The sequence below is a fragment of the Bacillus sp. LSHTCR4 genome (assembly GCF_057197025.1).
The window spans coordinates 265,189-287,324 of record NZ_JBXUNO010000003.1; the positions used below are offsets into that span (position 1 = coordinate 265,189).

The following is a 22,136-nucleotide window of genomic DNA, read 5'->3' on the forward strand; positions in this document are numbered from 1 at the left end:
TGATATAATTTAAAAATCGCTGATATATTTCAATGATTGTCTATATAAATTTCATTTACTATCCTACCGCCCCACCAATTTATAGACTCCTATCACAATAGTTATTACACTATTCATGATACTTGTCCTTTAGCTTGAAAAACACATATTCGTTTCATTCCATTATACGTCTAGTTCTTCTTATTTTTTGCTGAATATACTACCAATACAAACCTTGAGACAAGCTACTTGTTCAAGGAAAAATAGAAAGGTAGGCAAAATATGAGCGTTGAAATATGGATTACTATTATTGTATTCTTCTTAACGATGATTGTTATTTTTTGGCGACCCCGCGGTTTAAATGAGGCGTGGCCGGCAGCAATTGGCGCTGGCATTATACTGATTACTGGACTTGTATCAAAACCAGACGTCATGGACATTATTAGTAAAATTGGCGGTGCCTCCATAACAATATTAGCGACCATTGTTATGGCGGTTATATTAGAAAGCTTCGGCTTCTTCCACTGGTCCGCGGCAAAACTTGCAAATTTAGCAAAAGGCTCCGGTCGCCGTTTATACTGGTATATTCAATTATTATGTTTTCTTATGACTCTTTTATTTAATAATGACGGTAGTATTTTAATTACAACTCCCATTTTAATTCTTCTCCTAAAAAATCTTCAATTAAAACCACATCAACAAATCCCTTATTTATTAAGCGGTGCTTTAATTGCTACTGCTTCCAGTGCGCCAATTGGTGTAAGTAATATCGTAAACTTAATCGCATTAAATATCGTGAATATGACTCTTTATATGCATACTGCTATGATGTTTGTACCAGCAACATTAGGACTATTATTTATGTCATGGCTTATGTATACGGTTTTGAAGAAAAAACTTCCGAAAAAATTACCTGTTTCTTCATATGATATCGAAGAAATATTCTTCACGAAAAACTTCCATCCGTTAAAAGGACAAAATTCTGTTGATACGAAACAAAAACGGACAAGATTCATGTTAAAAGTATTGGGTTTCGTCTTCCTTATGCGCTGTCTTCTATTCGTTGCATCCTTCTTATCCATCCCAATTGAAATCGTTGCAGTACTTGGTTCACTCGTTCTTCTCATTTGGAGATGGTACTACTTACGAACAAATCCTGTCGACATTTTGAAAAAGACACCATGGCACATTTTAATTTTCGCCTTCTCTATGTACGTCATTATTTACGGACTCCACAACGCAGGATTAACAGCAGCGCTTGTTCAATGGCTTGAACCAGTTGTAAGTCAACATCTACTTTATGCTAGCTTTGCAATGGGTGGACTCGTTTCTCTCCTCTCCAATGTCTTCAATAATCACCCTGCACTTATGATTGGTACCATTACGTTAACAGAAATGGGATTAGATCCAGTCACATTAAAAACTATCTACCTCGCAAATATCATTGGTAGTGACATCGGTTCACTATTATTACCAATCGGTACGCTAGCTTCCCTCATTTGGATGTATATCCTGAAACAAAACAAAATTAAAGTAAAATGGAAAGACTATTTAAGTGTATCCCTTATCGTTATCCCACTTACAACAGTCGTCACATTATTCCTCTTATTCTATTGGGTACATCTCTTCTTCGCCTTATAAACAACAGAAGCCCGCTTTGCTACCGTCTTAGCAAAGCGGGCTTCTTCTATATTTAAGTTAGGTACTACAGTGTGATCAATCAAGTAAAGAGGTGTAACGTGTTATTGGTATAAATGACTACCAGTGTCTTTAAATTCTTTCGCTTTCTCTTTCATTCCCTTTTCAATTGCTTCTGTCGTTTCTAAATCATTTTCTTTCGCGTATTCACGAATATCATGTGAAATTCTCATACTACAAAACTTCGGTCCACACATAGAGCAGAAATGAGCTGTTTTCGCGCCTTCTGCTGGCAATGTTTCATCATGATATTCCATCGCACGTTCAGGATCTAAAGATAAATTAAATTGATCGCGCCAACGGAATTCAAAGCGCGCTTTTGAAAGTGCATCATCGCGCTGATGAGCCGTTTTGTGCCCTTTCGCAAGATCGGCTGCATGCGCAGCGATTTTGTACGTAATAACACCTTCGCGTACATCATCTTTATTCGGTAAACCTAAATGTTCTTTCGGCGTTACATAACAAAGCATCGCCGTTCCAAACCAGCCAATCATCGCAGCTCCTATTGCGGATGTAATATGGTCATAACCTGGTGCAATATCTGTCGTTAAAGGCCCAAGTGTATAGAATGGCGCGCCCTGACAAATATCAAGCTCTTTCTCCATATTTTCTTTAATTAAATGCATCGGTACATGCCCAGGCCCTTCAATCATCACTTGCACATCATGTTTCCAAGCGATCTTCGTTAATTCACCAAGTGTTTCAAGCTCAGAGAACTGTGCTTCATCATTTGCATCTGCAATTGAACCTGGGCGTAATCCATCTCCAAGAGAGAACGAAACATCATACTGCTTCATAATTTCACAAATCTCTTCAAAATGAGTGTATAGGAAGTTTTCTTTATGATGGAATAAACACCACTGCGCCATAATCGAACCACCGCGCGAAACGATACCTGTCGTACGCTTTGCAGTAATTGGAATGTAACGAAGTAATACACCAGCGTGAATTGTAAAGTAATCTACGCCTTGCTCCGCTTGCTCAATTAACGTATCACGATACACTTCCCACGTTAAATCTTCTGCAATTCCGTTTACTTTTTCAAGCGCTTGATAGATCGGTACAGTTCCAACTGGTACAGGCGCGTTACGAATAATCCACTCACGCGTCGTATGAATGTTTTTACCTGTAGATAAATCCATAATCGTATCTGCACCCCAGCGAGTAGCCCATGTCATCTTCTCTACTTCTTCCGCGATAGAAGAAGATACAGCAGAGTTTCCGATATTTGCATTCACCTTCACGTGGAAATTACGTCCAATAATCATCGGCTCTGCTTCCGGATGGTTAATATTTGCTGGTAAAATAGCGCGACCTTCCGCAATTTCCTTACGAACAAACTCCGGCTCTACTCCTTCACGAATCGCAACATATTCCATCTCAGACGTAATGATGCCATTACGTGCATAATGCATTTGCGTAACATTTGCACCTTGCTTCGCTCTAAGCGGTTTGCGATCCATCTGCGGGAAAACAGGCGTGTGTTTCGAAGCCACCTTCACACCGTCATCCTCTGGTTTTACTTCGCGCCCTTCGTATGCCTCTACATCTCCGCGCTCTAGAATCCAAGAGTGGCGCGGCGTTGGAATCCCCTTCTCTAACTCGACTTTATACGCAGGATCTGTGTAAGGACCGCTCGTATCATACACACGAATTGGCGGATTCGGGACGCCATTTGTATCGCTTTGTTCAATCTCACGCATCGGCACCTTCATACCTTCTCGTGGTCCATCCACATACACTTTCTTACTTCCTGGTAAACTCGATTTCAATTCAATTTGCTCAGCTGAAACAGACTGTTTCATAACCTTTGTTGCCCCCCTGTACGTGACAAGGACGAGATATGGCCAGCGTATGCCAAAATAAAAAGAGCCAGGTCCATAAAAAAATAAGGACCTGGCTCATAAAAGACATCATTATGTAAAGCCGTTAACTTCCCTACGCTGGTACGAGCCAGATCAGGTCCAAAGGGTTAAGAAGTTCACGCGCTTCTCTCTCAGCCTACGCATACGTTAGGCACCCCTAGTTTATCACTGATTTAATTTTCAATACTTTCCCATCATACACGATAATCTGAAAAATGCAAAGTTTATTTCTTTTGTCGCTTATGGAATCATCCACGTTAAATAATATGCCTGTACATACGTCATAATACCAACAATAATTACGAAGAACAAACTATGCTTCACTGTAAACCGGAATAAATCTGATTCTTTTCCAGCAAGTCCAACTGCCGCACAAGCAATCGCAATCGATTGCGGAGAAATCATTTTTCCGGTTACACCGCCCGTTGTATTCGCTGCAACGAGAAGTACTTCAGATACACCGACTTGCTGCGCTGTAATTGCTTGTAAATTTGAGAATAATGCATTCGCTGACGTATCAGACCCTGTTAAGAATACACCAATCCATCCTAAGAATGGTGAGAAGAACGGGAATAGTCCGCCAGTTCCTGCTAGTGCTAATGCTAGTGTTGAAGATAGCCCAGAATAGTTTGCAATAAATGCAAATCCTAATACAAATCCAATAGATAGAATTGGCATTTTTAATTCACTTAACGTTTCTTTAAATGTTACTACTGCATCTTTTACACTCATTTTCAAAATAAACATGGAAATGATACAAGCAATTAAAATTGCTGTTCCCGTTGCTGATAATACATCAAACTTCAAAATTGCCTCGTAAGGCGTCGCTTTATTTACAATAGGCTCAGCTTTCATTACTAAATTGTGTAAGCCTGGAATTTCAAACTTAAATACAAGGCTTTCTAACGCGCCTCCTGGAACAAATAATGCTTTAAAGAAACTTTGACTCCAAACCACTACCATAACCGTTAATACGATAAATGGAGACCATGCCTTTACTACTTTTCCTAACGTTAATTTTGGCATCGATGCCGCTGTTGTTGCAGCTACTTCTCTATTTGCTTGCCCAGATTGATAAATTTCTTTCGGTTGCCATACTTTTAAGAACAGCGCTAAACTAACTAAACTTACAAGGGCTGACGTAATATCCGGAAGTTCTGGTCCTAAAAATGTCGCTGTTATGAACTGCGTAATTGCAAATGAGCTACCTGCTACAAGTAAAGCAGGCCACGTTTGTCTTACCCCTTTCAACCCGTCCATTAAAAATACGATAAAGAATGGAACAAATAATGATAAGAACGGTAATTGATGTCCAGCCATTTGTCCAATTTTATGTGGATCAATACCTGTTACTTGTCCAGCAACTGTAATCGGAATTCCCATCGCTCCGAACGCCACTGGTGCAGTATTTGCAATTAAACAAAGACCTGCTGCGTATAAAGGATTTAACCCAAGACCCGCAAGAAGCGCTGCTGTAATCGCTACTGGCGCTCCAAATCCTGCCGCTCCTTCTAAAAATGCTCCAAATGAAAATCCAATTAAAATAACGAGTAAACGATGGTCATTCGTAATGGATAATACAGATGCACGAATCACATCGAATTGACCTGTTTTCACAGATATTTTATATAAAAATACCGACATAATGATAATCCAAGCAATCGGCCATAGTCCGTATAAAAAACCATATCCAGTTGCTGCCATTGCCATCGTGAACGGCATCTTATAAGCGAATAACGCCACTAAAATTGTAAGTACAACTGTAATAAATCCTGCCACATACCCCTTCATGCGGAAAACTGCTAAAGCTAAGAAAAAAAAGATAATCGGAATAAGTGCGACCGCTGCCGAAATCCAAATGTTTCCGAACGGATCATAAACTTGTGTCCATGTGTTCATTGTTCTCTCCCCCTAAAGAATCCCCTTTTAAATAGAATAACCTCATCAATAGACTATCAGGTCATCATACCTTTTAGCCTAAAAATAAAAAAACGTTTAAGAAAACGTTTTCAACAACTTTCATTTATACTGTACCATAACAATTTCCATTAAAAAAGATTTTTTTGAAAATTTTATCATTTAATATAAAAATCTTACAAAATCGTCATGTTCCTGTAATGTTCATCGATAGTAAGCTTGCCAAAACTATTGCATAATAATAGTATAACAACGGACATTATTTATGAGGTGATATATATGAATGGAAACAAAATATTAGCAGCTTTATCATACTTTAGTGTATTATTTGCCCCTATCTTATTCCCTATTATTGTGTGGATTGTGGGCGATGCGGAAACGAAACCACATGCAAAACGTGCTCTATGGACACACATTATCCCAAGTATCGCTACATTCGTTGGCGTAACTATTTTAGGAATTATGGGTCTTGGATCTGATCAACCGGATGTAACACTGGGCATCGGTACAATAATTGTCTTATGTATTTGCGGAATCATTAGCTTGTACTACTTCATTTGGAACATCGTGAAAGGTATTAAAGTACTGAAAGCTTAATCTCTTTTTAAACAAACGTTTGATTAAAAAGAAAAACCGTCCCAAAAGGTATTTTGGGACGGTTTTTTATCTTCTGCGTTTCTTCTTTTTTCTCATCATTTTCTTGCGGCGCGTATTCACTTTATCCGCTATAATGTGAAGCGTGCTTGCAACAACAATTCCCATTACGAACGTTACAATTTCAACCTCATGTTTCTTCGCAATTTCTATTAAATTCCCGTCAAGTGCGATTACATTTAATAGGAATAAAAACGGAGAAAACACAATTAACATGTATGCAATACGAATCACATCACCAAGTATAATTGTGTGTGTAAAGAAGGAGCGATGCGGCATCACCTTCTTATACGGATACCAAAATATGCGCAGGAATCCCCATTTATTATACGCATTACTATACGTATCTAAATCCGGTGTTAAAAATGTAGTACCTACTAAAAAGCCAATTGCAAAAGTTAATAAAAAATCAAAATTTGTTAATCCATACGAAAAGAGCATAAACAAAACAACCGGAAGGGATATTAAGTTTATTTTCGTATGCGTTCTTCCTGACGGCATAATGCACTTCCTCGCTTACGTTCGCCCTGTCACCATGTGACAGTTCTCACCTATTGATCTAATTTTTGATCGATAAAGGATGTGTCTATATCCGAACCAAACCATTCTGTCAACTTCACTCGTGCCTTATCTTTCACATCATCATTGACGTATAACGACGCTTGTAATAGCGCAGCCATTAACGCCCCTAAATCATCCGTATACCCAATTCCAGCAACGAAATCTGGAATCGCATCAATCGGTGCAATAAAATAAGCAAGTGCTCCAATTACAATAATTTTCACTCGTTTTGGAACATCTGGTTTCTGCAAAACGTAAAACAATAATAAACTTGCATAAATGACCGACTGCCCTGCTTGCTTTGCGACATGTTTTACTTTCTTCCAAAATGCTTCAACTGAAAATTTTTGTTTCATGTAAAAGCCTCCCTATTTTTTAAAAGAAATAAGCTACAATATGTTTTCAGTAAAAGTTCATCAAAATTACACATAATCTATCAATGAACTTTCATTGTAACAAACAAACTAAAAAAGAACAAGTGTTCGTTAATTTTCACATACTTCCCTTCATATAATAGGTTTCTAGATAACCACTTACCCATTGTCATTTCTTATTTCTCAACAAAGAAAATTTTCACTTTCACTTAACATTCTGCTCTACCTTTGTTATATTTTCTAGTTGACGGACATATAAACGAATGTTAAAGTTTTCTCTGGTAGTGACAAATATCATACAAAAAATGTAAAATGTTATAGTGTTTCTCAGAAATGAATTTTGTTGTATAATACAGAAATGACGTTATGCTTATGAGCAACACAAGAAACTAAAAGGGTATGCATAGTTATAGTCGTATATGGGTGAATATAGAACCTCTAATTATGGCCAAGAAAACTATGTATTTTTTATTTTAGCATTTTTCGCTCCAAAATCGACCAAGCCTGATAGAGAAAGGGTGGAAATGAATGAAAGAAACCTTGAAATCACAATTTCAAAATGTGCGTTTCACTGTATTCGTAGCTTTAGCCTTATGGTTGAAGACATATCTTATTACACGCACAAGCTTTGATTTAAAACTTGAATCTTTCATGCAAGAATTCATTTTATTCCTTAGCCCATTAGCAGCATCATTACTGCTTGTTGGTCTTGCATTATTTGCAAAAGGGAAAAAACGTAACTATATAGCACTTGGAATTAGTTTTGTTTTAACAATCGTTCTTGTTGGTAACGTAATGTTCTACGGATTCTACAATGACTTCGTTACTTTACCAGTACTAGGACAAACATCTAACTTCGGAAGTTTAGGTTCTAGTGTAAAAGAATTGTTTAACTACAAAATTATCCTTGCATTTGCTGATATTATCGTATTCTTCATTTTATTGAAGAAGATGAAGAATTTTGCACCGACAGAACGTGTAGCACGCCCAATGCGTTCCCTATACTTCGTGTCAACAATTGCTATTTTCTTCGCAAACTTAGGACTGGCAGAAGCTGAGCGTCCAGAACTATTAACACGTTCATTCGACCGCGTGATGCTTGTTAAAAACTTAGGTTTATATGTACATCAAGTGTATGATCTTGGCTTACAAGCAAAATCAAGTTCACAAAAAGCATTTGCTGACGGTAGTAAGTTACAGGAAACAGAGAACTACGTAAAAACAACGCAAAGCAAACCAGATCCAAATATGTTTGGTACTGCAAAAGGGAAGAACGTAATTGTTGTCTCTCTTGAGTCATTACAAACATTCTTAATCGGTGCAACAGTTAACGGACAAGAAGTTACACCGTTCTTAAACCAATTTACGAAAGAAAGTTATTACTTTGATAACTTCTTCCATCAAACTGGGCAAGGAAAAACATCTGATGCTGAATTCTTAGTAGATACTTCAATGTATCCACTAGACCGTGGTGCTGTATTCTTCACACACGGTAACAACGAATACACAGCAACTCCAGAAATTTTACGTCAGCAAGGATACTACACTGCAGTATTCCACGCAAACAACGCAACATTCTGGAACCGTAACATTATGTATCCAGCACTTGGTTATGATCGTTACTACAACGAGCTTGACTACAAGATTACGCCAGAAACGAAATTAAACTGGGGATTAAAAGATATCGAATACTTTGATCAGTCAGTCGATATGTTAAAACAAGTGAAGCAACCGTTCTATACTCGCTTCCTTACTTTAACAAACCACTACCCATTCACTTATGATGACAATACAAAATTAATTGATGAATACAATTCTGGTGATGGCGTATTTGACCGTTACATGGTAACAGCTCGCTACTTAGACGAAGCAATGAAACACTTTATTGAACGTCTAAAAGCAGAAGGTATTTATGACAACTCAGTTATCGTATTCTACGGTGACCACTACGGTATTTCTGAAAACCATAACCGTGCAATGGCACAGTTCTTAGGAAAAGAAGAAATTACTGCATTTGACCATATGAACTTACAAAAAACACCGATGTTTATTCACGTTCCAGGTCAAAAAGAAGGTAAAACAATTTCAAAACCAACTGGTGAAATTGACATTAAACCAACTATTCTAAACTTACTTGGTGTAGACTCTACGAATGACGTTCGATTCGGTCATGACGTATTCTCACCTGATAATAAAGGATTCGTTGTTCTTCGTGATGGTAGCTTCGTTACAGATAAGTACATGTACACGAACAGTACATTCTACGACCGTACTACTGGTGAAGTTGTACAACTACCAAAAGAAGAATCTCAACCACTTATTGATCGTGCCCAAAATGAATTGAACATGTCTGACAAAATCATTGAAGGTGACTTACTTCGCTTCTCTGAAAGTAACAAGATCAAAACTGGTGAAGTAAAGACAGCTATTAAAGAAGAAAAGAAGAGCGCTGAGTAATCTCAGCCTCTTTTTTTATATTTCTCCATACAATTACTTATATTCATTAACTTTAACATTACATAACCTTTACCAAATATTCACATAAAATTAATGAAGTATCTCTATAATAAAATATGTAAACGAGGTTCTATATATTTCTTATCTCTCATCTGTAATAAGATCCCTTAAAGAAATATGTGAATCGTTTATTTCTACTTTCTTATAATTGTCTTTCAATATGTTTTGTTTCCATACACAAAACATTCAATAAGACGATGTCCCTATGAAAGATAGCTACCCTCCTTGTGCAGCATTCCATAAGAATGTTGCTTTTTTTTATTTAAAAGCAGGATTCTTATTTCTTATTTTCGAATTTGTATATACAAAATGCTATAAATCACCACTACTTCTCTACCATTTACCAATACATATACGTCATATGTAAAGAGTTACTCACATAAAAATTACTATAGTGATTTTTATTCCGAATGAATTACAGTTTCACTTTACTTATGCACTTACGAAAGGATGGGACGAAAATTGGCATATGAAAGATTTGTACTTTGGAATGATGCAGTTATTGATACAACGAAACAAAAAACGTACATAGAACTTGAAGAAAGAGGCTTGCAGTTTGGAGATGGTGTCTACGAGGTTATTCGTCTATACAAAGGGAACTTTCACTTATTAGATCCGCATATCACAAGATTATATCGCTCCATGGAAGAAATAGAATTAACACTCCCTTTCTCAAAAGCAGAACTGATTACCCTACTTTATAAACTAATCGAAAATAATAATTTCCACGAAGATGGAACGATTTATTTGCAAGTATCTCGTGGTGTACAAGCTCGTACCCATACGTTCTCATATGACGTCCCTCCGACAATCTATGCCTACATTACAAAGAAAGAAAGACCAGCGTTATGGATTGAATATGGTGTACGTGCCATATCAGAACCGGATACGCGCTGGCTACGCTGTGATATTAAATCATTAAATTTATTACCAAATATATTAGCTGCTACGAAAGCGGAACGAAAAGGTTGTAAAGAGGCTCTTTTCGTTCGAAATGGTACTGTAACTGAGGGCAGCTGTTCTAACTTCTTTCTAATTAAAAACGGAACTCTTTACACACATCCAGCTAATCACCTTATTTTAAATGGCATTATTCGTCAATATGTCCTTTCTTTAGCGAAAACCCTTCGTATTCCAGTACAAGAAGAGCTTTTCAGCGTTCGTGATGTTTATCAAGCGGATGAATGCTTTTTTACAGGAACCACAATTGAAATTTTGCCGATGACTCATCTTGATGGAACCGCAATCCAAGATGGTCAAGTTGGCCCTATCACTAAAATGCTGCAACGATCATTTTCTAAAAGTTTGTTACAATCCAATATGTCATCTTCTTAAAAACGAATAATTTCTATCCTTTCTACATTCAACATATGTATTTAAATGGAAATCAAGGTATAGATTTATGCCTTGATTTTTTCTTGTAATCTTTTTGTCATATTCAGATTCCCGCATAAGTCTTGACAGTAATCGACATGCTCTTTAGAATTTTTAACAGTTGGTAAATATTTCTTCACTACATTACAGACAGAAAGGAATCGACAAATTATGAAAAAATACCTTGCCGGTCTTGCGGCAGTGTCTGTAGCAGGAGGAGCAGCACCTACACTTGATAGCGTTCAAGCTGCCCCTGAACAAAATACACAAAAAGCTGCTACAACTGTCCAAGCTTCTGCATCAAACAGCTCATCTTATAAGGTTAACGCTGACGTCTTACATGTTCGTGCAGGATCAAGTACTTCTCACGACATCATCTCGCGCGTTTATAACGGTCAATCACTAAACGTGATTGGCGAAGAAAATGGTTGGTACAAAATTAACATTAATGGAAAAACAGGCTTTGTTAGTGGCGAATTTGTATCAAAAAATGGTGCAAGTAATTCCAATGTAAGTACAACAGGTGGAAAAAATAAAGTTACTGCTGATGTATTACGTGTACGTACTGCTCCTAACACTTCTAGTTCTGTTTCAGGACGTGTATATGAAGGACAAACATTAAACGTAATTGGTCAAGAAAATGGTTGGGTGAAAATCAACCATAATGGACAAATTGGCTATGTAAGTGGCGAATTCGTATCTGGTGTTTCTTCTAATGCAGGTTCTTCAAACAACAATACGAATAATAACAATCAAGAATCTGTAAAACCAGCAAGCGGAAACTATACAGTAAATGTATCTTCCCTTCGTGTTCGTACAGGCCCTAGCACTTCCCACACAACTGTAGGTTCTGTTACAAAAGGACAAGTAGTACAAGTTGTTGGCGAAGTTCAAGATTGGTTCAAAATCAATTATGCAGGCCAAACAGCTTACGTAAGCAAAGACTACGTAACAAAAGGCGGTTCTAGCGATAACGCTACACAAGGAAACAACCAAAATAATAATCAAAACAATAATGTAACTGTTCAAACTGGTGGTACTTACGTTGTTAACGCAACATCTCTACGCGTTCGCACAGGCCCTGCTACTTACCATAGCGTAATTGGTGGCGTATTAAACGGTACGACATTAAACGTAATTGGCTCTGAAGGTAGCTGGTTTAAAGTTAACTATCAAGGAAAAACAGGATACGTTAGTAGCGAATTCACGAAATTTGTTAAAGGTGGCACTACTACTCCTGAGCAACCAAAACAACCTGAAAAACCTAATCAAGGTGCAATTGGTGACTACTACATTAATGCTTCTGCTTTAAATGTACGTAGTGGTGAAGGTACAAATTATAGAATCATAGGCGCACTTCCACAAGGACAGAAGGTTCAAGTAATCTCTGAAAACTCTGGATGGAGCAAAATTAACTACAACGGTCAAACTGGTTATATCGGAACACGTTACCTTTCTAAAACACCAGTTGGTGGCGCAGTAGATAATAAGCCTAACAACAACCAAAATAACAATCAAAATAATAACAACAATAATACGGGCAATAATAGCGGTGACAGTTCTTCTATACTTGCATATGCAAAATCAATGCAAGGCGTACCGTACGTTTGGGGCGGAACTTCTGCTAACGGTGTGGATTGCAGTGGCTACATCTACCACGTATTTAAGAAATTTGGTCATAACATTAGCCGTCAAAGTGTTGCGGGATATTGGGGTAGCCTACCACAAACTTCAAATCCACAACCAGGCGACTTAATTTATTTCCAAAACACTTATAAATCGGGCCCTTCTCACATGGGTATTTACCTTGGAGGCGGATCATTTATCCAAGCTGGAGATAACGGTGTAGCAATCGCTTCGTTAAGTAACTCTTATTGGAAGAGCCATTTCTTAGGATACACGAAAGCACCTTAATTAATAGCTTCAAAGCCTTCTAGATTACTAGAAGGCTTTTTTTATTATGTTTCACCTATATCCTCCAAAAAATAATGTATCTATTTCCCTATTTCATACACTATATTCTACAATAATGATCCATAACGTTATCACAATGTATAATTTCACATAAAAAACATAACCTATTTCATGCCTATTCATTTTATATGTGTTTTTTCAAAGAATTTTCTTTTTATTTAAACTTTTCGTTAGACGTTTGACCTCCGATGTCCATTATGATAAGTTACTTAAGATGTTATATTTGCAGAAGTATAGACAACTGTTTTATACATTTTTTTACTATGAGGAAGGAGCATACACTGCATGAATCTTTTATGGGGAATTGGCGGCGTGATTGGAGTATTAGCAATTGCTTTCTTATTATCTTCCAACCGCAAAGCTATTAATTGGCGCACAATTTTAATCGCGCTAGCATTACAAATGTCATTTTCATTTATCGTATTACGCTGGGATGCCGGAAAAGCAGGTTTAAAACACGCTGCAGATGGCGTTCAAGGATTAATTAATTTTTCTTACGAGGGAATTAAGTTCGTTGCTGGGGATTTAGTCAACGCAAAAGGACCTTGGGGATTTATCTTCGTTATTCAAGCACTACTTCCAATCGTATTTATTAGTTCATTAGTAGCAATCTTATATCATTTCGGTATTATGCAGAAATTTGTTAGTATCATTGGTGGCGGGTTAAGTAAACTTCTTGGAACTTCTAAAGCAGAAAGTTTAAACTCAGTGACAACTGTATTTTTAGGCCAAACTGAAGCTCCAATCTTAATCAAACCTTACTTGGCACGTTTAACAAATAGTGAATTCTTCGCTATTATGGTAAGCGGTATGACAGCTGTTGCTGGATCAGTTCTTGTCGGCTATGCAGCAATGGGTATTCCGTTAGAACACTTATTAGCAGCAGCAATTATGGCAGCTCCATCAAGTTTATTAATTGCGAAACTAATTATGCCAGAAACGGAAAAAGTAGATAACAACGTTGAACTTTCTACAGAACGTGAAGACGCAAACGTTATTGACGCAGCGGCACGTGGTGCATCTGAAGGTATACAACTTGTTATTAACGTAGCAGCAATGTTAATGGCTTTCATCGCATTAATCGCTTTATTAAATGGCTTATTAGGATGGGTTGGCTCTTGGTTCGATATTAAACTTAGCCTTGATTTAATCTTCGGTTACTTACTATCACCATTTGCAATCTTAATCGGGGTTTCTCCTGGTGAAGCTGTACAAGCGGCAAGCTTTATCGGTCAAAAACTTGCAATCAACGAATTCGTTGCATACGCAAACTTAGGACCACACATGGCAGAGTTCTCTGACAAAACAAATCTCATTTTAACATTCGCAATCTGCGGATTCGCAAACTTCTCTTCTATCGCAATTCAATTAGGTGTAACAGGAACATTAGCTCCTACTCGCCGTCAACAAATTGCACAATTAGGGATTAAAGCAGTTATCGCTGGTACACTAGCGAACTTCTTAAATGCAGCAGTTGCAGGTATGATGTTCCTATAAACTAAAGCAAAGTCCTCTCTTTCTAAAGAGGGGGCTTTTTATTATATTTTCTCAGTATATATTAAATACTTTATGCCGAAATATAAAAACATTATGATACAATAATTAATAACCTGTTTATTTTTTCTTGCAAAAGAGAGATACTACTTATTGTTGCTCTACAAAATAACCTAGTCATCCGGTCTATTTCTTAATAATTGCGCATACTACAAGTATCCTTGCATGAATTACCTTTAAGGAGGAACGTTTTGTGAAAGATAATTACTATAAAGTCCTCTCTATGTGGATTTTACAAATTTTATTTTATTTTACAACTGTACATGTAACACAATATGAGCATGCTCTCATTTTTACAATTATATATGTAATTGTTAATGTACTATTTCTATTTTTGGCTGATAAAACTGCATTCGTTTTCTTCATATTAGGAACCATTATTTCGGTATTCTACCTGTTCTACCAAGCATGGCTTTACTTATGGAGTACATCAGAACAATGGCAATACATTATGACCCATTTCCTAATGGCAGCAAACTTCTTCATCGTATATATCTCCACTCATCTATTAAAAAAGGTTATTCATGAAAATAAAAAATTAACCGAACGTGTGAGAACGTTAGAACAATACATTGGAGAATCGAAATTATTAACAAGACAAGAATTCGAAAGACGACAAGCATTATTAATCAATGCAATGAATCGTCGTAATGAAACAGGCATTATTATGTATTTTGACTTCACTTCCTTTAGTAAATATACGAAGGAAAGTGTTATGGATCGCGTAGCTTCATTATTAGTTGGAACGGTAAGAGCTGACTTTGACCTTGTTGCTAAATATGATAATAATACGCTCGTCATTTTATTACAAAATACAAATGAAGTCGGTGCTGACATTGTAATGAACCGCCTAAAGCCAAAAATGGAGCAATGGCTTGCTGCTGAAGCAATCCAAGATATAAAAATTTCACGCGAGCAAATTGGGAACAAAGGACAGACGTTACTATGATGACACTCGTTATACTTCTTTTATTCCTTCTATTTTGCGTACTCGTTTTTTGGATCAGCATCACATTTTCGATTAAGTATGTACTTATTTTTACAGCCTTTCTTTTCTCTGGCTTACTTGTTTACTATTCTTTCTTAACACTCGCTGGTCTAGTTCACCGAAATAGGAAACGAAAAGATCGTACGCTAGAACATTACCCAAGCGTCGATATTTTAATACCAGCTCACAATGAAGGAGTCGTTATTAAAGATACTTTAGAGGCGATGGCAAAGATTGAATATCCAGGCAAACTAACTGTTTATTTATTGAACGATAACTCGCAAGATGAGACACCTGAAATTGGTGACGATTTTGACAAAGCTTATGCTCATATTCGTCACATTCGCGTTCCACCTGGTGAACCAAAAGGAAAATCACGTGTATTAAACTATGGCCTTAGTATTTCAGACGGTGAATACTTCTGTGTTTATGATGCAGATAACCAGCCTGAACCACATGCACTGCAAATGCTTGTAGAACACGCTGAAACAACCGAAGATGCTGTTGGAGCTGTTGGACATGTTCGTACTGTAAATGAAAAAAGAAACTGGCTAACACGAATGATTTCGTTAGAATTTCAAATCTTCCAGCTCCTTATGCAATCAGGACGCTGGTTACTATTCCAAACAGGTTCACTAACAGGAACAAACATGCTTCTTCGCCGCGCTGCATTAGAAGAGCTTGGCGGCTATGACCCTTATGCAATTGCAGAAGACGCTGAATTAACATTACGAATTACACAAAAAGGCTATCTCCTGCCAATCGTTCCAGAATCGATTACATGGGAACAAGAACCTGAGCATTTAAAAATCCTTATTAAGCAGCGTACACGTTGGCTCCAAGGGAACTTGTACATTTTAGAAAAAATGTTTTCTTCATTAAGTTTCTTTAAAGGAAAACTTCTCGTCCATTCTTTACAACAAGTTTTAGTGTATGTTGTATTTTGGTTATTCTTAATCATTTCGAACGTTTGGTTTGTAATTGGGTTACTCGGGATATTCCAAATTCAATATAGCATTCCGCTACTATTTATGTGGTATGTCGCATATATTACATATGTTTCTCAATTATTTAGTGCCCAGAGTGTGGAGCGAACCTTTACACCAACTAACATTTTTATTAGTGTTATCATGTACTTTACGTACGCACAGCTCTTTACGTACTTATTCATTCGTAGCTTAATTTTATACTTACGTGCAAAGAGCAAGAAGCAAGTCATTGGCTGGGATAAAACCGTTCGATTCAAAAAAGAGAAATAATAAAAATAAGCACAGAGCGCCGTATGCTCTGTGCTTATTTATTGCCGTATAAATTATATATCAGACAATACCCCTTAGCTGAAAGTAATTTCACGTCCATCCCCCAACGAACGATCGACCTTCATTTATATACGAAAAAGTGATTGCTATTTTTGTAGAACCAATTGCTTCTCTTGCTGCTCTTTGCGCGTTTCAGTCTTAGGTTCCGTGCTTTCTTGGACACTACGATGTGCCACACGTTTCAAACAAATATGCTTCCACTTTCTTTCGTAACGTTTCATTATTCTAGATGTCCCCCTTGAATGCGCTTTAAAACTATTTGAAATCGCTTACAGGAAATAATATAGCACATATATATAAACGTGACAACACATTTCCGACAATTTTTTGTCAAAAATATGAATAGAATCCGCAATATATCGAACATTGTCGAAATGTATCGATTTTTCTCCGTATAAAAGGCATACTACTAATATAGTATTTTATTCCCCTTACTTGCAGTTCAAATTCCTTCTATATAAAAAAGAGCTGATACATAATCAGCTCTTTTTCCTTCTATTATTTATGACGCTTCATACGCCCTTCTTTTTGTAACTCTTTAAATAATGCTGCCATCATAAAGAAAATAACGAAGACGAACGGGAATGCTGCAATGATAGCTGCCGTTTGTAAGGCTTCTAATCCACCTACATATAATAAGATAGAAGCTAGAGCAGCTAAAACGATACCCCAGATCATTTTAATGCGGTTTGGCGGATTTAAACTACCATGTGTCGTTAACATCCCTAAAACGAATGTCGCTGAATCTGCAGATGTAATAAAGAATGTAGAAATAAGAAGAATAGCTAGAACCGATAAGGCTGATCCAAAGCTTCCCATCTGGTCAAACATAGCGAATAATCCTACTTCTGTTCCCATCTCTTTCACTTTTTCAAAGATATGTGCATCACCAAACAGCTCCATATGAATACCTGTCCCGCCGAAAACAGAGAACCAAAGTGCACCAATTACGGTCGGTACGAGTAACACACCGATAACAAACTCACGAATGGTACGTCCTCGTGAAACACGAGCAATAAATGTACCTACGAATGGTGACCATGCAATCCACCATGCCCAATAGAAAATTGTCCACGATTGAATCCATTGGTTTCCGCCTTCATCTAATGGACTTAAACGGAAACTCATGCTTGGCAATTCCTGAATATAAGAACCGATTGTCGAAGTGAAGTAATTCATAATAAAGTTTGTTGGACCTGCAAACAATACAATTATCATAAGTGCAAACGCAAAAATAATGTTCGTATTACTTAAATATTTAATTCCTTTATCAAGACCTGTTTGTGCAGATAACATAAATAACACTGTTACGATTGCAATAATAACTAACTGAGTCGTTAATGAATTCGGGATAGATGTTAAATAACTAACACCACCGGCAATTTGTTTTGCACCAAGACCTAATGATGTTGCCACACCAAACACTGTCGCGAAAACAGCTAACACATCAAATGAATGAGCAATACGCCCATGGTCCCCGCCCTTAAATAACGGTCCTACTGTCGCACTAATTGTACTTGCTTTTCCTTTTCTAAAAGTAAAGTAAGCAATACACAGCGCTACAAATGCATATAGTCCCCACGGATGTAATCCCCAATGGAAAAATGAAAAACGCAGTGCAAGACGCGCACTTTCCTCAGTTGCACCTTCTCCAAACGGAGGTGCGTATAAATGGTTTAATGGTTCGGCAACGCCCCAGAAAACTAAACCGATACCCATACCTGCGCTAAATAGCATAGCAAACCATGTCATATAACTATAATCAGGTTCGTCATCATCTTTGCCTAAACGAATAGAACCGTATTTCGACACAATTAAAAAGATAGACACACCTAAAATAATAGAAACAGAAATAATATAAAACCATCCAAACTTACTAACTAATGCCGTTTGAATTGCGGTTGTTACATTTCCTAAGCTACCTTTTCCAATAATAGATTCGGGAATAATCCCCCAAAGTGTAAATGCAATACATAATGTTAATGATACGATGAATGTTTTTGTCAGTTTCCTCATCAAATCCCCCTTCGTAGGTTTCACTTTTGTAAATAACATAAATTCCGATATGTAAAATCGGATAGAAAACTATAATTTTACGGTGATTTTCTTACTTTCACCTTCACCAATTCGAATTCTTATGGACAGCCTTACCTTCCGTATAACCTTTTCACTCTGCAAGAGCTATAAGATCGAAATACTGCTGTCAAATTGTGTGAGAAAAATGCGGATGGGAATGTATTTTCCCAAAAAAGGATGTGTTACAGATGTAAAAAAGGGCATTTTTCTTCCTTTCAACCCTTTCTTTTTGTAACAATTATGCGGTTTTTTTGCTAGTATATAGCACGTGTTTATAGTTTCACAAACGAAATGTTTATGTTTATATAACTATATTACCCATAAAACGGTAAAATACTCAAGGAATGTAATCGTTTAGTAAATATTATGTAACACTCCTGTAATATTTTTATTTACGCCGAAAACAATACGTTGTATTAAATATTTTGAATATAAGTAGAAACCTACTAATTATATAGAATGAAAAACGCTTTCCTATATTTTTTGTTATATTACAGGATGTTAACGACTTATTACGAATGGTTTGTAATTGTGTGTTTTCCCCAAATCCGAAAAAATCTGTTGCTATAATGAGGACACGAAAACAAACGCAATGGAGGCTATCATGAAAAAATTAATTGGAATAGCAACAGCAGCAGTTTTTGGTCTTGGGATTTTCACATCATCTGCTAATGCAGAAACTGTTGTAACAACAGACGTACTAAATGTACGCGAAAACCCTACTACTGAATCAAAAGTTGTCGGTAAATTACTAAACGGTAATAAAATAGATGTTCAAAATACAGAGAACGGATGGTCAAAAATCACTTTAGATGGTAAAGACGCATTCGTAAGTGCAGAGTTCACAAAAAGCATCTACTACGTAACAGCTAACGTATTAAACGTACGTGCTGAAGCGAACACAAACTCAGAGGTTCTTGGAAAGTTGAAGAAAGACGATGTAATCGAAACAACGAACCAAGTACAAAATGAGTGGTTACAATTTGAATATAACGGGAAAACAGCTTATGTTCATGTTCCTTTCTTAACAGGTACAGCACCTGTAATTGAGAAACAAGAAACAACTGCTCCTGCTAAAGCTGAAGCACCAGCTAAGGCTCAAGCAACTGCAGCGCAAGCAAAACAAGCTGCTAAGCCTGCTGTGAAAGCTGCTGAAACTAGCACACCTTCTGGTGGTCGTGAGTTAACAGTTGTAGCTACAGCATATACAGCTCACCCGAGCGAAAACGGTGGCACATATGGCGGCCGTGTATTAACTGCAATGGGTCATGACTTAACAGCGAACCCAAACATGAAAATGATCGCTGTTGACCCGAAAGTAATCCCATTAGGATCTAAAGTATGGGTAGAAGGTTACGGAGAAGCTATCGCTGGAGATACTGGTGGTGCAATTAAAGGTAACCGTATCGACATCCTACTTGGATCAGATAGCGCTGCTCAAAAATGGGGACGCAAAACTGTTAAATTGAAAATTTTAAAATAACCAATGACTGCTAAAGCCAGTTCTCTTTGTTGAGAGCTGGCTTTTATTTTTTTATAATAGCTATAAGGAGGCTACGCCCATGAATGTACAAGCAAAAGTAGACTGGATCGGTACGCCAAAACCGTACATATATAAAGATGAAGTAACATATAACGCTACTTCTATTGATTTTTCACTCGCTGGTGATGATAATCGCTATAAGTTAATTGTGCTCAACTCTGAAAACAATACACATTACAAAATTGTACAATATGGAATAAAACCAGGCTCTCAAAAGCCATTTCCTATCAACATTCCATTCGAACAAAACATGTTACCAATTATAGAGCAAATATTACATGATCCGTATGTACAAGCGATATTAAAGGAAACGCGCTTCTAATCGAAAAAAGACTATCTCAATCATGAGATAGTCTTTTTCATTAACGAGTTGGACCAGATACATCCTCTGATTTCAACGTATTATTCGCTCCAAGAGAATGGTACAACATCTTTCCATTTCCATTCACAGTAACGATATGGTCATTATTAAAGCTTTTGAACTTCACAGATCCATCACCGTAACGAATATGATACTCTTCATATGTCGTTACTTTATATTTCGTTTCACTTTGACGCTCTACATTGCGAACTTCCATTGTTAATAAATCTTCTGTAATTCCTTTTTTGTGTAGATATTGCAAGTAGTCACGGTCTTCTTTATACGATTTTCCGCTCTTATCATAGTTATTTTCAATTAGACTAAAATCATTTAATGAAATGGCACGTACATTATCATAAAGATGATTTCGTACAAATTCACCAACAGCCGAACTTGATGTTTCTTTCGGGAACTTTAAATAATACGTGCTTTGGTCTCCAATTTTAATACTTTCAGATTTCATCACACCAAAATCAGTCGTTTTCTCTAAGTGTACTTCCACTGTTTCGTCTGTGGATACAGGACCTAGATTATAACTTCCATAATTTAATTTCCCTCGTTTTTTACCGTTCACATATACAGTTGCATCATTTTCATCAGAAGAAATTGTTACATACTTTCCTTCAAGTGATAAATCCACTTCTACTTTCCCGCTCTGTTCATCTGCTAAATCTACTTCTTCTTCTGTTTCTAATTCAGTAAGTTCAGTCTTCGCCGTTGCCTTTACAACATACGTACCTGGGAAGTATGGTCCTAATTCTTTCGAAGTTTTACCACTAGAAAGTTCAGTTTCTTTTTTATCATTCACATATATTTCAGCATTTTTTGCAGTTGTACTAACGCTCATGTAATAAGATTTCATGCTAAACTTATACTTCGGATATAAAAACCACTCTTTTCCTTCTTCTACAATTTGTCCATCTTTAAAAGATGCCTTATCTTTTGTTAACTTTTGATCTATTGTCTGTTTCTGTAAATAAGCCAATAATTCTTTGTTATACGAAGGATTCTCTTTTAAATAACGCATGTACGCCTTAATATCTTCTGTCTTAATCTTTAAACTTGGATCATCTGCTTTCACAATTTCATCAATTGCATTGATATCTTTCTTTTGGAATGCTTCAATCATCACATTTACTTGTTTTTCTTTTGAAAACTTATATGCTCCAAATTTATATGCTCCAAATAATACAGCCGCAATGATGAGGAAACCGATGATTAAAAATAAATTTTTCTTACTTTTCGCTGGTTTTATCTCATTTTGTACTTCTGTGTATGAAGCAACAGTTTTATCGACAATTACTTCAACTTTGCTTCCGCATTCAGGACAAAAGTTCAAATGGTCTGCAACGTTCTTTTTACATGTTCCACAAAACTTCAAC

At 36.8% G+C, this 22,136-nt stretch carries 16 protein-coding genes and 1 riboswitch; of the genes, 10 read left to right on the forward strand and 6 right to left on the reverse strand.

The annotated features are described in order from the left end of the window. Nucleotides 1-261: 261 nt before the first annotated feature. The gene (locus tag AC2CGR_RS20955; RefSeq protein ID WP_087968714.1) at nucleotides 262-1,620 is read left to right on the forward strand and encodes an arsenic transporter; all 1,359 of its coding nucleotides are present in this window, start codon (nucleotides 262-264) and stop codon (nucleotides 1,618-1,620) included. Nucleotides 1,621-1,721: 101 nt separating this feature from the next. On the opposite strand, the gene thiC is transcribed toward AC2CGR_RS20955, so the two are convergent. Next, entirely contained in the window at nucleotides 1,722-3,482 is a 1,761-nt protein-coding gene (gene thiC / locus AC2CGR_RS20960; protein ID WP_000814468.1) for a phosphomethylpyrimidine synthase ThiC, read from the reverse strand. A 113-nt stretch (nucleotides 3,483-3,595) separates the two neighbouring features. Continuing rightward, nucleotides 3,596-3,711: riboswitch (TPP riboswitch) on the reverse strand. Nucleotides 3,712-3,782: 71 nt separating this feature from the next. After that, nucleotides 3,783-5,441 carry an L-lactate permease gene (gene lldP, locus AC2CGR_RS20965; RefSeq protein WP_029441019.1) on the reverse strand — a complete coding sequence of 553 codons (1,659 nt, stop codon included), beginning with the start codon at nucleotides 5,439-5,441 and terminating at the stop codon, nucleotides 3,783-3,785. 297 nt (nucleotides 5,442-5,738) lie between these two features. Between lldP and AC2CGR_RS20970 the strand changes: the two genes are divergently transcribed. Then, a complete protein-coding gene (locus AC2CGR_RS20970) occupies nucleotides 5,739-6,056 on the forward strand; it encodes a magnetosome magnetite crystal formation protein family (RefSeq protein ID WP_087968711.1) in 318 nt (105 codons plus the stop codon). A gap of 66 nt (nucleotides 6,057-6,122) precedes the next feature. Here AC2CGR_RS20970 and AC2CGR_RS20975 read toward each other — a convergent pair whose 3' ends face one another. Then, nucleotides 6,123-6,614, reverse strand: a complete 492-nt coding sequence (locus AC2CGR_RS20975; RefSeq protein WP_001139082.1) for a metal-binding protein — start codon at nucleotides 6,612-6,614, stop codon at nucleotides 6,123-6,125. Nucleotides 6,615-6,664: 50 nt separating this feature from the next. Further along, nucleotides 6,665-7,030, reverse strand: a complete 366-nt coding sequence (locus tag AC2CGR_RS20980) for a YkvA family protein (RefSeq protein ID WP_000810368.1) — start codon at nucleotides 7,028-7,030, stop codon at nucleotides 6,665-6,667. A gap of 546 nt (nucleotides 7,031-7,576) precedes the next feature. Between AC2CGR_RS20980 and AC2CGR_RS20985 the strand changes: the two genes are divergently transcribed. The 6 genes from AC2CGR_RS20985 (at nucleotide 7,577) to AC2CGR_RS21010 (ending at nucleotide 16,714) form a co-directional block, all read left to right on the forward strand. After that, complete coding sequence (locus tag AC2CGR_RS20985) at nucleotides 7,577-9,505, forward strand: LTA synthase family protein (RefSeq protein ID WP_087968710.1); 1,929 nt, start codon at nucleotides 7,577-7,579, stop codon at nucleotides 9,503-9,505. Between the two features lie 510 nt (nucleotides 9,506-10,015). Then, complete coding sequence (locus AC2CGR_RS20990; protein WP_205687613.1) at nucleotides 10,016-10,900, forward strand: D-amino-acid transaminase; 885 nt, start codon at nucleotides 10,016-10,018, stop codon at nucleotides 10,898-10,900. A gap of 210 nt (nucleotides 10,901-11,110) precedes the next feature. After that, on the forward strand, nucleotides 11,111-12,853 hold the full coding sequence (locus AC2CGR_RS20995; protein WP_087968708.1) for a C40 family peptidase: 1,743 nt from the start codon (nucleotides 11,111-11,113) through the stop codon (nucleotides 12,851-12,853). A gap of 345 nt (nucleotides 12,854-13,198) precedes the next feature. After that, nucleotides 13,199-14,410 (forward strand): NupC/NupG family nucleoside CNT transporter, encoded by a 1,212-nt coding sequence (locus tag AC2CGR_RS21000; RefSeq protein WP_001051011.1) that lies wholly within the window; start codon nucleotides 13,199-13,201, stop codon nucleotides 14,408-14,410. Nucleotides 14,411-14,660: 250 nt separating this feature from the next. After that, nucleotides 14,661-15,416 carry a GGDEF domain-containing protein gene (locus tag AC2CGR_RS21005; protein WP_087968707.1) on the forward strand — a complete coding sequence of 252 codons (756 nt, stop codon included), beginning with the start codon at nucleotides 14,661-14,663 and terminating at the stop codon, nucleotides 15,414-15,416. After that, on the forward strand, nucleotides 15,413-16,714 hold the full coding sequence (locus AC2CGR_RS21010) for a glycosyltransferase family 2 protein (protein ID WP_087968706.1): 1,302 nt from the start codon (nucleotides 15,413-15,415) through the stop codon (nucleotides 16,712-16,714). The genes AC2CGR_RS21005 and AC2CGR_RS21010 overlap by 4 nt, the downstream gene beginning before the upstream one ends. Before the next feature lie 558 nt (nucleotides 16,715-17,272). Here the strand turns inward: AC2CGR_RS21010 and opuD are convergent. Next, entirely contained in the window at nucleotides 17,273-18,790 is a 1,518-nt protein-coding gene (gene opuD / locus AC2CGR_RS21015) for a glycine betaine transporter OpuD (RefSeq protein ID WP_087968705.1), read from the reverse strand. A 664-nt stretch (nucleotides 18,791-19,454) separates the two neighbouring features. Here opuD and AC2CGR_RS21020 point away from each other — a divergent pair. Both AC2CGR_RS21020 and AC2CGR_RS21025 read left to right on the forward strand, forming a co-directional pair. Then, nucleotides 19,455-20,333, forward strand: coding sequence for a cell wall-binding protein EntA (locus tag AC2CGR_RS21020; RefSeq protein WP_484481110.1), 879 nt, complete (start codon nucleotides 19,455-19,457; stop codon nucleotides 20,331-20,333). A gap of 79 nt (nucleotides 20,334-20,412) precedes the next feature. After that, entirely contained in the window at nucleotides 20,413-20,715 is a 303-nt protein-coding gene (locus tag AC2CGR_RS21025) for a DUF3910 family protein (RefSeq protein ID WP_087968703.1), read from the forward strand. A 40-nt stretch (nucleotides 20,716-20,755) separates the two neighbouring features. Here the strand turns inward: AC2CGR_RS21025 and AC2CGR_RS21030 are convergent, their stop codons facing one another. Next, a complete protein-coding gene (locus AC2CGR_RS21030) occupies nucleotides 20,756-22,135 on the reverse strand; it encodes a zinc ribbon domain-containing protein (protein ID WP_087968729.1) in 1,380 nt (459 codons plus the stop codon). Nucleotide 22,136 lies beyond the last annotated feature (1 nt).

Coding starts and splice junctions, on each gene's coding strand:
- AC2CGR_RS20955 (WP_087968714.1), top strand. CDS start 262: ATGAGCGTTGAAATATGGATTACTATTATTGTATTCTTCTTAACGATG.
- thiC (WP_000814468.1), bottom strand. CDS start 3,482: ATGAAACAGTCTGTTTCAGCTGAGCAAATTGAATTGAAATCGAGTTTA.
- lldP (WP_029441019.1), bottom strand. CDS start 5,441: ATGAACACATGGACACAAGTTTATGATCCGTTCGGAAACATTTGGATT.
- AC2CGR_RS20970 (WP_087968711.1), top strand. CDS start 5,739: ATGAATGGAAACAAAATATTAGCAGCTTTATCATACTTTAGTGTATTA.
- AC2CGR_RS20975 (WP_001139082.1), bottom strand. CDS start 6,614: ATGCCGTCAGGAAGAACGCATACGAAAATAAACTTAATATCCCTTCCG.
- AC2CGR_RS20980 (WP_000810368.1), bottom strand. CDS start 7,030: ATGAAACAAAAATTTTCAGTTGAAGCATTTTGGAAGAAAGTAAAACAT.
- AC2CGR_RS20985 (WP_087968710.1), top strand. CDS start 7,577: ATGAAAGAAACCTTGAAATCACAATTTCAAAATGTGCGTTTCACTGTA.
- AC2CGR_RS20990 (WP_205687613.1), top strand. CDS start 10,016: ATGGGACGAAAATTGGCATATGAAAGATTTGTACTTTGGAATGATGCA.
- AC2CGR_RS20995 (WP_087968708.1), top strand. CDS start 11,111: ATGAAAAAATACCTTGCCGGTCTTGCGGCAGTGTCTGTAGCAGGAGGA.
- AC2CGR_RS21000 (WP_001051011.1), top strand. CDS start 13,199: ATGAATCTTTTATGGGGAATTGGCGGCGTGATTGGAGTATTAGCAATT.
- AC2CGR_RS21010 (WP_087968706.1), top strand. CDS start 15,413: ATGATGACACTCGTTATACTTCTTTTATTCCTTCTATTTTGCGTACTC.
- opuD (WP_087968705.1), bottom strand. CDS start 18,790: ATGAGGAAACTGACAAAAACATTCATCGTATCATTAACATTATGTATT.
- AC2CGR_RS21020 (WP_484481110.1), top strand. CDS start 19,455: ATGAAAAAATTAATTGGAATAGCAACAGCAGCAGTTTTTGGTCTTGGG.
- AC2CGR_RS21025 (WP_087968703.1), top strand. CDS start 20,413: ATGAATGTACAAGCAAAAGTAGACTGGATCGGTACGCCAAAACCGTAC.